14 protein-coding genes are annotated in these 14,482 nt (G+C 64.4%); 4 read left to right on the top strand and 10 right to left on the bottom strand.

Annotated elements, in window-relative coordinates; genetic code table 11:
- The first annotated feature begins 6 nt into the window (after positions 1 to 6).
- The 3 genes from FSZ31_RS03495 to FSZ31_RS03485 all read left to right on the top strand — a co-directional run bounded on the left by FSZ31_RS03495 (position 7) and on the right by FSZ31_RS03485 (position 2,222).
- The gene (locus tag FSZ31_RS03495) at positions 7 to 588 is read left to right on the top strand and encodes a TlpA family protein disulfide reductase (protein ID WP_236643642.1); all 582 of its coding nucleotides are present in this window, start codon (positions 7 to 9) and stop codon (positions 586 to 588) included.
- A gap of 140 nt (positions 589 to 728) precedes the next feature.
- A complete protein-coding gene (locus tag FSZ31_RS03490; protein WP_147121640.1) occupies positions 729 to 1,790 on the top strand; it encodes a cell wall hydrolase in 1,062 nt (353 codons plus the stop codon).
- A gap of 42 nt (positions 1,791 to 1,832) precedes the next feature.
- Positions 1,833 to 2,222, top strand: a complete 390-nt coding sequence (locus tag FSZ31_RS03485; RefSeq protein WP_147121639.1) for a VOC family protein — start codon at positions 1,833 to 1,835, stop codon at positions 2,220 to 2,222.
- Here the strand turns inward: FSZ31_RS03485 and FSZ31_RS03480 are convergent.
- From FSZ31_RS03480 to FSZ31_RS03460, 5 genes are all read right to left on the bottom strand, one after another.
- On the bottom strand, positions 2,219 to 3,991 hold the full coding sequence (locus tag FSZ31_RS03480) for an ATP-binding protein (protein ID WP_236643641.1): 1,773 nt from the start codon (positions 3,989 to 3,991) through the stop codon (positions 2,219 to 2,221). The genes FSZ31_RS03485 and FSZ31_RS03480 overlap by 4 nt on opposite strands.
- A 76-nt stretch (positions 3,992 to 4,067) precedes the next feature.
- Positions 4,068 to 4,838 (bottom strand): TIGR02186 family protein, encoded by a 771-nt coding sequence (locus FSZ31_RS03475; RefSeq protein ID WP_147121638.1) that lies wholly within the window; start codon positions 4,836 to 4,838, stop codon positions 4,068 to 4,070.
- Complete coding sequence (locus FSZ31_RS03470; protein WP_147121637.1) at positions 4,838 to 5,752, bottom strand: sulfite exporter TauE/SafE family protein; 915 nt, start codon at positions 5,750 to 5,752, stop codon at positions 4,838 to 4,840. The genes FSZ31_RS03475 and FSZ31_RS03470 overlap by 1 nt, the downstream gene beginning before the upstream one ends.
- A 144-nt stretch (positions 5,753 to 5,896) precedes the next feature.
- Positions 5,897 to 6,820 (bottom strand): hypothetical protein, encoded by a 924-nt coding sequence (locus FSZ31_RS03465; protein ID WP_161595931.1) that lies wholly within the window; start codon positions 6,818 to 6,820, stop codon positions 5,897 to 5,899.
- A gap of 236 nt (positions 6,821 to 7,056) precedes the next feature.
- Complete coding sequence (locus tag FSZ31_RS03460) at positions 7,057 to 8,418, bottom strand: glycosyl transferase family protein (RefSeq protein WP_161595930.1); 1,362 nt, start codon at positions 8,416 to 8,418, stop codon at positions 7,057 to 7,059.
- A gap of 205 nt (positions 8,419 to 8,623) precedes the next feature.
- Between FSZ31_RS03460 and nhaA the strand changes: the two genes are divergently transcribed.
- Positions 8,624 to 9,892, top strand: a complete 1,269-nt coding sequence (gene nhaA / locus FSZ31_RS03455; protein ID WP_236643640.1) for a Na+/H+ antiporter NhaA — start codon at positions 8,624 to 8,626, stop codon at positions 9,890 to 9,892.
- Between the two features lie 39 nt (positions 9,893 to 9,931).
- On the opposite strand, the gene FSZ31_RS03450 is transcribed toward nhaA, so the two are convergent.
- The 5 genes from FSZ31_RS03450 to FSZ31_RS03430 form a co-directional block, all read right to left on the bottom strand.
- On the bottom strand, positions 9,932 to 10,798 hold the full coding sequence (locus FSZ31_RS03450) for a hypothetical protein (RefSeq protein WP_147121634.1): 867 nt from the start codon (positions 10,796 to 10,798) through the stop codon (positions 9,932 to 9,934).
- Positions 10,799 to 10,858: 60 nt separating this feature from the next.
- Entirely contained in the window at positions 10,859 to 11,791 is a 933-nt protein-coding gene (locus tag FSZ31_RS03445; RefSeq protein WP_147121633.1) for an electron transfer flavoprotein subunit alpha/FixB family protein, read from the bottom strand.
- 1 nt (position 11,792) lies between these two features.
- The gene (locus FSZ31_RS03440) at positions 11,793 to 12,539 is read right to left on the bottom strand and encodes an electron transfer flavoprotein subunit beta/FixA family protein (RefSeq protein WP_147121632.1); all 747 of its coding nucleotides are present in this window, start codon (positions 12,537 to 12,539) and stop codon (positions 11,793 to 11,795) included.
- Between the two features lie 206 nt (positions 12,540 to 12,745).
- On the bottom strand, positions 12,746 to 13,945 hold the full coding sequence (gene sucC, locus FSZ31_RS03435) for an ADP-forming succinate--CoA ligase subunit beta (protein WP_147121631.1): 1,200 nt from the start codon (positions 13,943 to 13,945) through the stop codon (positions 12,746 to 12,748).
- Between the two features lie 101 nt (positions 13,946 to 14,046).
- The gene (locus tag FSZ31_RS03430; protein ID WP_147121630.1) at positions 14,047 to 14,358 is read right to left on the bottom strand and encodes a hypothetical protein; all 312 of its coding nucleotides are present in this window, start codon (positions 14,356 to 14,358) and stop codon (positions 14,047 to 14,049) included.
- Positions 14,359 to 14,482: the final 124 nt, after the last annotated feature.

Genomic DNA, 14,482 nt, shown 5'->3' with positions numbered 1-14,482 from the left:
TTTGCTGTGCCCGCCGCCCTGCTGCTCATGGCGGCCGCGCTGACGGGCTGCGATACGCAACCGCGCGACGACGGGCAAGCCGAACCCGAAAGCGTCGTCGAGACCGAGGTCGACAGCGCGCTGACTTACCAGATCGACCGCAGCCATGCCGATGAGACCGCTCCCGCGGCGCTGTTCACCGCGCCCGACGGTAAGCCCGCCAGGCTCGCCGATTTTCGCGGCAAGCCGCTGGTCGTCAACCTGTGGGCAACGTGGTGCGCGCCGTGCATCAAGGAAATGCCGACGCTCGACGCGCTGGCCGTGCGCGAGGGCGAGGCGGCAACGGTGCTCGTCGTGTCGCAGGACCTGACCGGCGAAAAGGCGGTCGCGCCGTTCTTCGCGCAGCGCAAGTTCAAGCGACTCGAACCCTATCTCGACACCGAAAACGCGCTCGCCACCGCGCTTGCCGCGCAAACGCTGCCGGTCACGGTGATCTACGATGCCAGGGGTATCGAGGTCGCGCGCGTCGTCGGCGCGATGAGCTGGGACGGCGACCGCGCCGCGGGATTGCTCGACGAAGCCGACAAGGCGACGCAAACGGCAGGTTAACCTTCGCGCCGCGCCTGTTCCGTCGAGGGACATGCCCAAAAAAGCTGCAGCTTTCGCGCCATTCCTGACGTATTAGGATCGCGGGGCGAAGTTCGTCTTGCCCCGCGCTTTTTGCAACCAGATGGGAACCGCCCGACACGATGCCGACCCCGGCCAGCCTTGACCTGACCCGCCGCGTCGCGGCACCGCGATCGTCGCGGCGCTCGACGCTGGTCGTCGCGGTCCTGCTGATCATCGCGATGTCGCTGGCGCTCACCGCCAATGGCCGCGCCGCGAGCAGCTATCGCGTCAGCGTGCCGGTCCAGCTGAAGCCTTATGATCCCGACCGCTGGGCGCTGCTGACCGCGAACGATTATGCGACCGCCCGCGCGATCGATCCCAGCCTGCCCGACCCCTTCGCGCTGCCCAGCGATCCGGTCGTCGATCCCGACCAGATCCGCCAGGAAGCCTTTGTCGGCCCCGCCGCCAAGCCCTATCGCTTCGTCGGCGCTTCGGCGCAGGACCGCAGCCGCGCGCTCTACTGCCTGACCGCGGCGATCTATTACGAGGCCGCCTCGGAAAGCGACGACGGTCAGCGCGGCGTCGCCCAGGTCGTCCTCAACCGCGTCCGCCACCCCAGCTTCCCGGGCAGCGTCTGCGGCGTCGTCTTTCAGGGTTCGGACCGCACCACCGGTTGCCAGTTCAGCTTCGCCTGCGACGGATCGATGGCGCGCCGCCCCGCTGCCGCCGCCTGGGCGCGCGCCGCGCGCGTCGCCGGCACCGCGCTGGCTGGCAAGGTCGATCCCGCGGTCGGCCTCGCAACGCATTACCACACGCAGGCGATCTGGCCGCGCTGGGGCAAGTCGCTCGTCATGACCAACGTCGTCGGCGCGCACATCTTCCACCGCTGGCGCGGTCGCTGGGGTGAGCTTGCCGCGTTCAGCCAGCCCTATTCGGGCATCGAGCCGACGCCCGGCCCCTATCGCCCCGTCGCGCTCCAGCTCGCCGGCAAGAGCGCAGTTCCCGCCGCCGTCGACAGCGTGCCGTTCTCCGCCGTGGCAAGCCCCTCGGTTGCTACCGCGCCCGAAACCGCGCTGGCATCGCGCCGCGCCGCAGCCGCGCCTGCTGCCGCGCCCGAGCCCGAATATCGCGACCCTGCGCTCGCCAAATCGGGCCAGATCAAGGACAAGTTCAGCACTTCGGGCGAATGGATCGCCAGATAGGCGTTTGCGTGATAGCCTCGCGCCATTGCTGAGGAGGATCGCATGGCTGTCGTCGCAATGGGTGGATTGTTCTTTCGCGCGGACGATCCCGACGCGCTTTCGGCCTGGTATCGCGATCACCTCAATGTCGGCGCGGGCTGCGCCGCCGAGGGCGCGGGCGAGGCCGAGGACTATAGCTGGATCGTCCGCGGAGGGCCGATGGTGTTCGCGCCCTTCCCGCGCGACAGCGACTATTTCGCCGCCGACAAGCAGTTCATGATCAACCTGCGCGTGACCGCTCTCGACGCGCTGGTGGCCAGCCTCGAAGCCGCAAACACCGCGGTCATCCGCAAGGCCGAATGGGACGATCCGGCGATCGGCCGCTTCGCCCGGATTCACGATCCCGAAGGCAACGCCATCGAACTGTGGGAAGCGCCCGGAGACGCGAGTTAGCGCCCCTGGCTGCGCCAGCGGTGGACGACGCGTTCGAGCATTTCCTCTTCGCCGCCCGAATCCTGCCACAGCTTGGAAAACAGCGGGTCGCTCGACGCGGGCCGTTTCTCATCGGCGAGCGTATCGAGCGCGATGCGGATCGGGATGGCGACGCCCTCGCCGCAGATGATGCATTCGCGGTTGCGCAGCGCGGGGATCGAATCGATGAAGCCGCGCGACCCCTCGGGCATCGCTGCCTTGACGAAGTCCTGGTCGCGATCGTTGTTGAGGCGCATCGCGATGATCGTGCCGCACTGCGACAGCACGCCTTCGGCCAGATCGGACGGACGCTGCGTGATCAGGCCGAGTGAAACGCCGTATTTACGGCCTTCCTTGGCGATCCGCTCGAGGATCTTGCGGACCGACTGGCCGCTGCCGATCGTCGATGCCGGGATATAGCGATGCGCTTCCTCGCAGACGAGGAGGATCGGCCGCTGCGTCTCGTTGCGCGACCAGATTGCGTAGTCGAACACCATCCGGCTGAGCACCGCGACGACGACCGAGGTGACGTCGGACGGAACGCCCGAGACGTCGATGATCGACATCGGCTTGCCGTCGGACGGCAGGCGGAAAATCTTGGCGAGGAAGGCGGTCATCGTGTCGGCGACGAGCATCCCTGAGAACATGAAGGCATAGCGCGGGTCGTTGCGCAACTCCTCGATCTTGCCCTTGAGCCGCATATACGGCGCCGACGAAGTCGACTTGTCGAGCCGACCCATCTCGTTCTGGATGATGTTGAGCAGGTCGCTGAGCAAATACGGGACCGGCGAATCGACGGTCAGCTTGCCCATGCCCTCGGCGGAGCGCGATTTCGACCGCGCCTGCAGCAGGCACTTGGAAAGGATGTCGCAGTCGGCCTGACGGTCCTTGCCCTCCGAGGTGACGAACACTTCGCAATGCTCCTCGAAATTGAGCAGCCAGTAAGGCAAGGCCAGGTTGTCGACGTCGAACAGGGCGCCCTGGTTCTTGAACGCCGCGGCATATTCGCCGTGCGGATCGATCATCACGATATGGCCCTGCGGGGCCATTTCGACGATCTTGTGGAGGATGAGGGCGGCGGCGGTCGATTTGCCGGTACCGGTCGATCCCAAAAGCGCGAAATGCTTGCCGAGCAGCGCATCGATGTAGAGCGCGCCGCGAATGTCCTTGGTCGGATAGACCGTGCCGATTTCGACGTGCGGCCGCGCATCGGCGGCATAGACCTGCTTGAGGTCGAGGCTGGTCGCGGCATAGACCTCGCTGCCCGGCGTCGGATAGCGCGTGACGCCGCGGCGGAAATTGAAAATGCGCCCGGTCAGTTTTTCCTCGTCGCCCTCGCCAAGAAAGTCGATCTGCGCCTGGATGACGCCTTCGGCACGGTTGGTCATCTTCTGCGAGCGGATATTGGCGAGCAACCACAGATTGCCGATATGGATCTTGATCTGGCTGCCGACCTGCCCGGCCATCGCGACGGCAGGATCGTCATGATCGCGCAGCGCGTTGAGCCTGCCGAGATCGATCAGGATCTCCGAACTCGACCCCGAAATCTGCATGACCTCGCCGATACAGATGCCGATCGAACCCGTTGTCGGGATGCCGACCTGCGCTGCCCCGGTGGCGTTGGCGGTGGCGCGCGTCGGAAAGGCCTGGGCGCGCGCGGGCTGCGAACTCGTTGGCTCGCTGCCCTGGGTTTCGGCCCTGAAATCCTTGCCGGCCATGTCCATCGATAATTCCCCCCGGGCAAGCGTCATGAATGTGCCTTGGAGGGCGACCTTATAAGCGCGGCGTAAAGAAACGATTTACTCGGCGGCCGATTCGTTGCGCCGGTCAACGACGGCCGAAATAGGCGCTCGCGGCATAGCCAAAGGCGAGCGACAGCAGGATGGCGACCAATCCGTAGAAAAAGCCGAATTTCTGCGCGGCCATGGCAATAAACCGCTCGAACCCGGTCTTGCGCACGGTAATATCGCGCGATGCGACCGCCAGCACCTTGCCGTGCGATATCAGGAACGTTTGCGCGGTAATGCCGCCGACCGGAACGCGCGCCGGGACCGTCATCGACGCACGGTACAAAACCCCCTCGCGGATCGAAACCGCGCTCGCGTCTTCACTGTAGATGCGCGTGCGGCGGTTGAGGTCAATCAGGCCGGTTTCGAAGCGCTGCAGCTGGTCGGGCGAGGTAAAACCGGTCGGTGACAATTGCAGGTTGTGCAGGCCCAGCTCGTAGATCGCGGCGGTGCGCTCATCGACGATGTCGCTGATCGGGCGTGACGATCCGATCGCGTAATAGCCGGGGGCAGAGCGCATGCCGACCGCTTCGGCATTCATCCAGATGCCGCCGATCTGGCGCTTTTCGCGGATCGTGATCGGCACCGACGGGCCTTTGAGCACGATCACGATATCGACGTCTTCGTCGGGCAGTTTGCGGTCGGGATAGAGGATCGCCCCGAACAGCAGGATCGTCTCGCCCGCGAAACTGTAGCGGATTTCGATGTCGCTTTGCGAAACGTCGGGCACCAGTTGTGGATCGGCGGCCGCTGCGGGCCCCGCGCGAAGGATCAGCACGCCGAGCAGCAGCAGGATGGCTGGCATCCGCATCATGGCGCCTGCACCGAATAGATTTCGTCGGGCCGGATGCCCAGGCCCCAGGCCATGCGCGCCGCGACGAGCAGCACGATCAGCGACAAGGCCAGGCGGAGATATTCGGGTTTGACCTTGACCGCAAAGCGCGCACCGAACTGCGCGCCGACGACGCTGCCCAGCAGCAGCAGGACGGCCAGGACAAGGTCGACCGCATGCGTCGTCAGGCTGTGCGTCATCGTCGAGGCCATCGTCACGAAGACGATCTGGAACAGCGAGGTGCCGACGACGACCTGCGTCCCCATGCCGAGCAGGTAGAGCATCGCGGGAATCAGGATGAACCCGCCGCCGACGCCGAGCAGCATCGTCATGACCCCGGTCAGCGCGCCGAGCAGCAACGGCGCGATCGGTGAAATATAGAGGCCCGAACGATAGAATCGCCAGCGCATCGGCAACGCCGCGACGAGCGGATGATGACGGCGCCGCTTCACCCGGACGGGCTTGCCGCCGCGCACGGCGCGCACCGCGGTAAACGATTCGCGCGCCATCAGCAGGCCGATCGTCCCGAGCAGGAGGACATAGCCCAGTCCGATCACGGTATCGATCTGGCCAAGCGCGGTGAGCAGGCGGAACAGCCATGCGCCGAGCAGCGATCCCGCAATGCCCCCCGCAACGAGCACGCCGCCCATGCGAAAATCGACACCGTCGCGGCGCATGTGCGCCATCATTCCCGATACGCTCGCGCCGGTCACCTGCGATGCCGCCGATGCCGCGGCGACGGTCGGCGGGATGCCATAGAAAATGAGCATTGGCGTCGTCAGGAAACCGCCGCCGACGCCGAACATGCCCGACAGGAAACCGACCAGCCCGCCCAGCCCGATGATCACCAGGGCGTTCACCGATAGGTTGGCGATGGGCAGGTATAGATCCATGGGCCGGTATCCGCTGTGTCGGCGTCGGCGGGCTGCCGCGACTGCCGCCCCTGCGGATAGAGAAGAAAGCTGTGCGGGGGAACCGTGCGTCGCACGGCGACGGCTATTTCATCCCCCCTGCCGACGCCGCGAAGGACCCAGCGCCTAGAACGAGAAGGCCAGCGTCATCGCCGGACCGCTTTTCGGCTCGGCACTGCCGCCGACCCGCTCGCGCCAGTCGAGCGACAGGCGACCGTGGACGCCATCGTCATACTGCGCTTCGATCCGCGGCCCGATATCGACGCGCGATGCACCCGGCTGCGCCCCGATCCAGCCGCCGCCCCCTGCCGACAGGCTCAGCGGACCGCGCGCGGCGATCTGGTGCCGTGCCACAATCGCGGCATCGACGAACGGGACCGTGCGCCGCAATCCGACGATCCCTGCCTGGCCATAGGCTTCGGTCGCCAATTGGGTGCGATCGCCCGCGGCAAATCCGCCGCTGACGAACAGCGCCATCGCATCGCGTCCCGCCGCATTGGCGGCAAAGCGGCGCTCGGCATGCGCGGCTAGCGGCAGGTCGCCAAGCGCGACCTTCACCCCCGCGGCAATCTCCGCCTCGCCGCCGTCGACCAGCGCGCGGCTGGCGCGGACATACGCGCGCGGCGAGGCCTCTCCGCCCAGCCGATATTCGATCAGAGCGCCCGCCTGCGACGCGCCATAGCGGGCGATCGGCGCGCCCCGATCGATGGCGCTACCCGGTCTCGCCAGCAGCCATGCCGAGGCGGCCCAGCGGCGCGATCCCGAGGTCAGCGGCACTTGATCGGGCTCGGCACCGGCGATGCCCATGCCGGTCGTTGCCCCGGCCGGTGTTCGACGCGTCACGCTCGATGCGATTTGCGGGTCGCGGTAGCCGGCACGCCAATCGCCCGGACGCCAGCCGTCCTCCGTGGCACGACGATGGGCGAAGCTCCACTGTCCGCCCAGGGCGGCCAGCCGCAGCCATTTGTCGAATGACGCGCCGCCGTTTCCGCCCGAGAGCGGTGCGCTCTGCACGGCGCGTGGCGGTGACGGGGCGAACCGCGTCGTCATGGCCGGCACGGGGGGTGCGAACCCGGCTTGCGAGAGCGCTGGCGACCCACCGACAGGCTCGCCGACACTGTGCGCAAGCGGCCATATGACCGCGGCGGGCGGCTCGATCGGTGATGCCTCGAGAACCACCCAGGACGCCCGAATGAAGATCCACAACATGACGACGCCAACCACCATGATCAGCGGCTGGCCGGAAAAACCGCGGCGCTCGAACGCGATCGGACGCAAATGCCGGGTCAAGAGCGGATCCGCTCGATCCTGAGCGGCACTGCGCTCGTGACATGCGGGGTCTTGTCCCAGCGCAGCTGGGCACCGCACAGCGCCTTGATATACAGGACCAGAGCCCGGTGAACCGCGACCACCGAGACGACATTGGACACGAACGCCCGCGGGACTGCGCGCAACCCTTCGGCCCGTCCGTAAAGCCGCGCGGTGCACACGAAGCGCATCGCCAGTCGCCAGACCAGGACAACGCTGCTGGCCGCCAGCAAGGGCCCCATCAAGGCGGGAACTGGCGCCTGCTCGATGCCGAGAAACGCCGTGGTCGCTTGGCTCGACACGAGCAGGACAGCGCCCAGATAGGCCGCGATCGTGACGATGGCGGACAACACCGTGCGCCGGTCGCGCCACAGCATCCAGTTGCTGGCGATGTGCCGCCGGTTCCAGCCGCCGGCCCAGCCGATCCGGTCCCAACCCGATAGCGCGATCCCGGCGATCCAGCGGGCCTTCTGCCGGACCGACGATTCGAGATCGGCGGGGAAATGGCTGCGCACCGCGATCAGCGCTCCGTCGGGACCGCGTGCGCGGAAGAACGTCGATGGCAGGCCCGCCTGCCCGATCGCGAGCCCCATCTCATAGTCCTCGACCAGGCTGTCGGCGCAGAACGGGTCGCCACCACCGGCCATCATGGCGATCGCATCGCGGCGGAACGCGCAGCCGACCCCGGCGGCGGGGATCGGCGCACCGATCCGGTGGCGAACGATGATATCCTTCTGGTGCGCTTCGGCGAACTCGTCGCAATAATGGCCCGCGATCCACGCGCCGCGGCCGGGGATCAGCGGGATCACCGGCAGCTGGACGAAGGCGTGATCGTACAATGCGCGGTCGAACGCTGCCAGTTCGGCGGGATCGACGAAATCCTCGGCATCGTGAAGGATTATCGCGTCGTACCGGTCGCCTTCGATCGTCTCGTCGGCACGCAACGCGCGCCAGATCGCGTTGAGGCAATCGGCCTTGGTTGTCGGGCCGTGCCGGGCGTGGATGACGATCCGGATATTGGCGTCGAGCGCGGCCTGCGCCGCAACGCGCAACAGCGTCGCGCCGTCATTGGCATAGACCCCGACATAGATCCGGTACGGCTCGCCGCGCCATGCCGCGCTGGCATGCGCCAACGTCCCGCCGATCACCTCGGCCTCGCGCCAGGTCGGGATCAGGATCGCCATCCGGTGCGCCAGCGGGCGCCCGCGCACCACCTTGCGGGCCGGTGCGCGCATCGTCCGATTGCCCAGCCACAGCGCATCGATCAGCATGTCGCCAAGGCCGAACAGCAGGATGAAGACTGCGGCGAACAGCAGGAGCTCGACGCTGGTGGCGCGCATCGCAACCGCCAATCCGGCAAGGATTCCATCGCCCCCAAGCGCCCAGTTCGGCATCGACCTGTCCCCCTCGGTCGGGAGTATTGGCGCGCTAAACGATTAAATCAACAGCAATAACAACGGCTCCTGCCCGATTGCACCCGACGCGGGGTTGACCCATGCGGCTGCGCGGCTAGTCATCCGCACGACATTCAAAGGGGACAAGCTTGTGAACGAACCGCGAAAAAGGACCGGATCTCAGTCGGCGCTGCGCGATTTTCTGTCGAGCGAAGCGGCTGGCGGAATAGTCCTGCTAATTGCCGCAGGACTGGCGCTATTCATCGCCAACTCGCCGTTCGCCGAAAGCTACTTTCACTTCACACATTGGCAAATCGGGCCGACGCTGACCGACCGACTCGGACCGATGACGACTCATTTGTGGGTCAATGACGGGTTGATGGCGATCTTTTTCTTTTTCGTCGGTCTCGAGATCAAGCGCGAATTCATCGACGGTCGCCTGTCGAGCTGGCGTCGGCGGCGATTGCCCGTCGTGGCGGCCGCAGCGGGCATGCTGTTGCCAGCAGCCATCTACCTCTTCCTGACGCGTGACTTTTCCCGACTGGCCAATGGCTGGGCGATACCTGCAGCGACCGACATTGCCTTTGCCATCGGTGTCCTCGCGCTGCTCGGCAAGCGCGCGCCGACCTCGCTCAAGCTGTTTCTCGTCACCGTCGCAATTGTCGACGACATGGGCGCGGTCGCGATCATCGCGCTCGCTTATACGCAATCGCTCAACACCATCGCGCTGCTTGCCGCCGCCGCCATTCTGGCAGTGATGTACGTCCTCAATCGCAACAACGTGCAAAAGCTTTGGCCCTATCTGCTGCTGGCCGCCGCCTTGTGGTTCGCAGTGCTGTCGTCGGGGGTCCATGCGACGATCGCCGGCGTGCTCGCCGCGATGATGGTGCCGATCATCCGCACGCCCGGTCATCCCGACAGCAAGGTGTCGCCGCTCCACATCCTCGAACATCGCCTCGATGCATGGGTCGCCTTTGCGATCGTGCCACTGTTCGGTTTCGTCAATGCGGGCGTGTCGCTCGCCGGTATTGGCGCCGACGAGATCCTGGCCCCGCTTCCGCTCGGCATCGCGGCGGGCCTGTTCATCGGCAAGCAGCTCGGTATTTTCGGCAGCGTCTGGCTGATGGTCAAGATCGGCTGGGCCAATCGCCCGCGCGGCGCGACCTGGCTGCAGGTCTATGGCGTCGCCCTGCTGTGCGGCATCGGCTTTACGATGAGCCTGTTCATCGGCGAACTCGCCTTCCCTGGCGCAGGCGAACAGGCGGCTCTCCTGCGCGAGGAAGCCAAGATCGGCATCCTGATGGGCACGATCCTCTCGGCAATCGTCGGCTTCCTTGTCCTGCGCTTTGCGCCCTTGCACGAGCGGCACGAAGAGATCGAAGCCGAAGAGGCCGAAAAGGACGACGCCCAGCGCGAGTGACGTTCTCCACTCATTAAATCCTGCACTTCTCCGTTTGCGCTAACCTATGACACGCCAAGAGACCCGGTTTCGGTAAAGGCTGCGCACAGCCTGGCCAGATTCATCGAGCGCTGGATGAAATCGCGCCCGCTTTCGCAGCTTTTCACAAACCGTGCTGCCAAACTTGGGATCGTTGGTCACCGACTGGACATAGCAATTCTCGACCTCGCCAACTTTATTGACCACAAGGACAAACGCGACGTTTGAGTCTTCATCATTCAATCCCGATGGATAATCGTCAGGCCCGAGCCACCCACCGGGACTGCCGATAGGTTTCGCGTCAGTTTTCACATGTTTCAATTCTGAAGGTTCGAGCCCCCAACTACGTACTAGATCATCCAGGCAGGTTCGCATCGCTGCCATCGGTTGGGCCATCGGCCCCGTCTGAAGCCGATAAACGTCGTGGTTGGGCAAAGTTAGCGTCAGACTATCAATCGCCGCTTCTTGCTGAGGCGTAATCTCGGCATCCTGGCCGGGATCGGAAGATAAGGAACGAGGAATTAGACTTTGCCGTCCCAAAAACAGCAGCGGCAGCCCCTTTTCGCCAATCCGACCGATGTCCGCCTTGACTTTGCGAGCCGAAATTTCGTTTCCGAAAGCCAAGGTGACCGTTCGCGCATTCGCAATCCGCAGCGGCCTTCCTAAAAGCCGCAACTCGAAAACGTTAGTCAGGCCGTAACCATTGAATTGCGCTACGATAGTCTGATCGCCCTCTCCGAAGCTACGCACAAGCTTGCAGCTCGTGGTATCATAGTCGAGAACCCATTTGCTGGTCGGCGCTAACTGCGTGACGACATTCTTTGCGTCAGCGGATGGCGATAGAAAGCAAGTAATCAACAAACCGAAACAAAAGGTCGAGTGCCGCATTAAATTTCTCCCGGAGCCTTAATTAGCCAAGGTCGAACAATTCGGCAATCTCGCTTCTGATTATAGTTTATCTGTCAATTCCGGGACGATCTGGAACAGGTCACCCACCAGGCCCAAATCGGCGACCTGGAAGATCGGGGCGTCCTCGTCCTTGTTGATCGCGACGATCGTCTTGGAATCCTTCATGCCGGCAAGGTGCTGGATCGCGCCCGAAATGCCGATCGCGATATAGACTTCCGGCGCGACGATCTTGCCGGTCTGGCCGACCTGATAATCGTTCGGCGCATAGCCCGCATCGACCGCCGCACGGCTGGCACCGATCCCGGCGCCGAGCTTGTCGGCGAGCGGCTCGAGCAGGTCGTGGAACTTCTCGTTGCTGGCAAAGGCGCGCCCGCCAGAGACGATGATCTTGGCGCTGGTCAGCTCGGGACGCTCGCTCTTTGCGATTTCCTGGCCGACGAAGCTCGAAAGTCCCTTGTCACCGGTCGTTGAGACCGCCTCGATCGTGCCCGAGCCGCCGTCAGAGGCTGCCTTGTCGAACGCCGTACCGCGCACGGTGACGACGAGCTTGGCGTCGCTCGACTGGACGGTGGCGATGGCGTTGCCGGCATAGATCGGCCGGGTGAAGGTCTTGTCGCCGTCGACCGAGAGGATGTCCGAAATCTGCATGACGTCGAGCAACGCGGCAACGCGCGGCGCAACGTTCTTGCCGGTCGTCGTCGCGGGCGCGACGAAGGCATCGTGATGGCCCATCAATTCGACGATCAGCGGCGCGATGTTCTCGGCCAGCGCATGGTCGTAGGCGGCATCGTCGGCGACGTGGACCTTGCCGACGCCGGCAATCTTGGCAGCCGCAGCAGCGACGCCATCGACGCCCTTGCCGGCGACGATCAAATGGACTTCGCTGCCCATTTCGCCGGCAGCGGTAACCGCGCTCAGCGTGGCGTCCTTGACCGTGCCGTTTTCATGTTCGACCCAAACGAGCGTTTTCATATCAGGCGACTCCCAGGGCTTTGAGTTTGGCAACGAGCTCGTCGACATCGGCGACCTTGATCCCCGCTTGTCGAACGGGCGGTTCTACGACCTTGAGCGTCTTCAAACGCGGCGCGATATCGACGCCGTAATCTTCGGGCGTTTTCTGCTCGAGCGGCTTCGACTTCGCCTTCATGATGTTGGGCAACGAGGCATAGCGTGGCTCGTTGAGGCGCAAGTCAGTGGTAACGATCGCGGGAAGCTTGAGCTTGACCGTCTCGAGCCCGCCATCGACCTCGCGCGTGACATCGACGCTATCACCCTCAACGACGACCTTCGATGCGAAAGTGCCTTGCCCCCAGCCAAGCAGCGCAGCGAGCATCTGCCCCGTCTGGTTGCTGTCGTCGTCGATCGCCTGTTTGCCGAGGATGACGAGCTGCGGCGCTTCGGCCTCGACGACCTTGGCGAGCAATTTCGCTACCCCCAGCGGTTCGACGGTCTCATCGGTCTCGATCAGGATCGCACGGTCGGCACCCATCGCCAGCGCGGTGCGCAGCGTCTCGGTCGCCTTGGCCGGACCGACCGAAACCGCGATGATCTCTTCGGCGGGGCCTTTTTCCTTGAGCCGGATCGCCTCTTCGACGGCAATCTCGTCGAACGGGTTCATGCTCATCTTGACGTTGGCGAGATCGACGCCGCTGCCGTCGGCCTTGACCCGCGGCTTGACGTTATAATCGATCACCCGTTTGACGGGGACGAGGATTTTCATGTCGGTTCTTCTCCTAACCTTCCCTCTCCCCTGGTGGGAGAGGGTTGCGTAGACTTGGCCCGTCAGGGCCTAGTCGTAGCTGGGTGAGGGGGAGCGGTCGTTCCGACCGCGCGAGCCCAATGGCTCGCTCACCCTCTCCAACTGCGACTAACCAGCAAGCTGGCAAGTCTTCATATCCTCTCCCCTCAAGGGAGAGGAAAAAACTCTCACGCCGCCTTTTTAACCTCGGCGACGATCTTCTTGGCGGCATCGCCCAGATCGTCGGCGCTGACGATCGGCAGGCCCGAATTGGCGAGGATCGCCTTGCCCTTGTCGACATTGGTACCTTCAAGCCTAACCACCAGGGGCACCGAAAGGTTCACTTCCTTCGCCGCGGCGACGATGCCGTCGGCGATGATGTCGCATTTCATGATCCCGCCGAAGATGTTGACGAGGATGCCCTTTACCGCCGGATCGCTCAAGATGATCTTGAACGCCGCGGTGACCTTTTCCTTGCTCGCGCCGCCACCGACGTCGAGGAAATTGGCCGGGAACGCGCCGTTCAGCTTGATGATATCCATCGTCGCCATGGCAAGGCCGGCGCCGTTGACCATGCAGCCGATGTCGCCGTCGAGCTTGATATAGGCCAGGTCGTGCTTCGACGCCTCGACCTCCATCGGGTCCTCCTCGCTCTCGTCGCGCAGCGCGGCTATGTCGGGATGACGGAACAGTGCGTTCTCGTCGAACGACACCTTGGCGTCGAGGACGAGGATCTTGCCATCGTCGGTTTCGACCAACGGGTTGACCTCCAGCATCGCCATGTCGCTCTTGACGAAGGCGGTATAGAGCTTCTTGACGGTGTCGGCCGCCTGCGCGGCGAGGTCGCCCGAAAGCTTCAGGACGTCGGTCGCCTTCTTGGCGTCGGCGTCGGTCAGGCCAGTCGCCGGATCGATCGTGATCGTCTCGATCTTTTCAGGCGTATCGTGCGCGACAGCCTCGATATCCATGCCGCCTTCGGTCGAAACGACCATCGCGATGCGGCCCGATGCGCGATCGACCAGCATCGACAGGTAGAATTCCTTGGCGATGTCGGCACCGTCGGTAACGTAGAGGCGGTTGACCTCCTTGCCCTCGTCCCCGGTCTGGATCGTCACCAGCGTGTTGCCGAGCATGTCCTTGGCTGCGGCCTCGACCTCGTCAATCGAGTGCGCCAGGCGGACGCCGCCCTTGGCGTCGGCTGCCAGTTCCTTGAACTTGCCCTTGCCGCGGCCGCCGGCATGGATCTGCGCCTTGACGACGTAGAGCGGCCCGGGCAGCTTCTTCGCCGCAGCGACCGCCTCGGCGACGCTCAACGCGGGATAACCGGCGGGGATTGCAACGCCAAACGTCTTCAATACGTCCTTGGCCTGATATTCGTGGATGTTCACGCGGATCTCCGTGCCTGTGGGAATTGACGAGAACGACTCTGCGCCCGCGTCTCGGTTGGCCGCGCTTAAGCACAAGCCGGCCGTCAAGAAAAGGGCGAGCGCTAACCGAGCGCGCAGATTCCAGCCGATGTCGTGGCGACAGCCAGAATTTCGGGATCCTTGAGCGCGCGAACGTCATAGAGGAACCGTTCGAGCGAAATCTGGCTCAACCGATCGTCCTTGAGGTTGGCCAGCCCGCCGAGCCGTTTCATCTGGAGCAGCGACAGCCGGTCGGCCATTCTTTGCGCCATGCACGACGCCATCGGCCGCGACAGGCCGGCATCGATCAGGCCGCTACGCAATCGCGATTCGGGGGTTGCGCAGCTGCTGAGCAGCGCGGCGAGCACTGCTACCGCGACAAGTTTCGCTCTCATGGTCACGATATCCTTCATTGAAATGCCTCGCCTTCGAAGCGGTTTGGCCGAGACTAGTCGTGGCCGCAACGCGCGTCGAGAGGATCTGCGCTTGCCAGCGCACCGAGCCGGCGGCAAGCTGCAG

It is taken from the genome of Flavisphingopyxis soli, assembly GCF_007995095.1.
Lineage (GTDB): Bacteria > Pseudomonadota > Alphaproteobacteria > Sphingomonadales > Sphingomonadaceae > Flavisphingopyxis > Flavisphingopyxis soli.
Note: the sequence above shows the minus strand (reverse complement) of the source record. Positions and strands in the feature narration are given on the sequence as shown.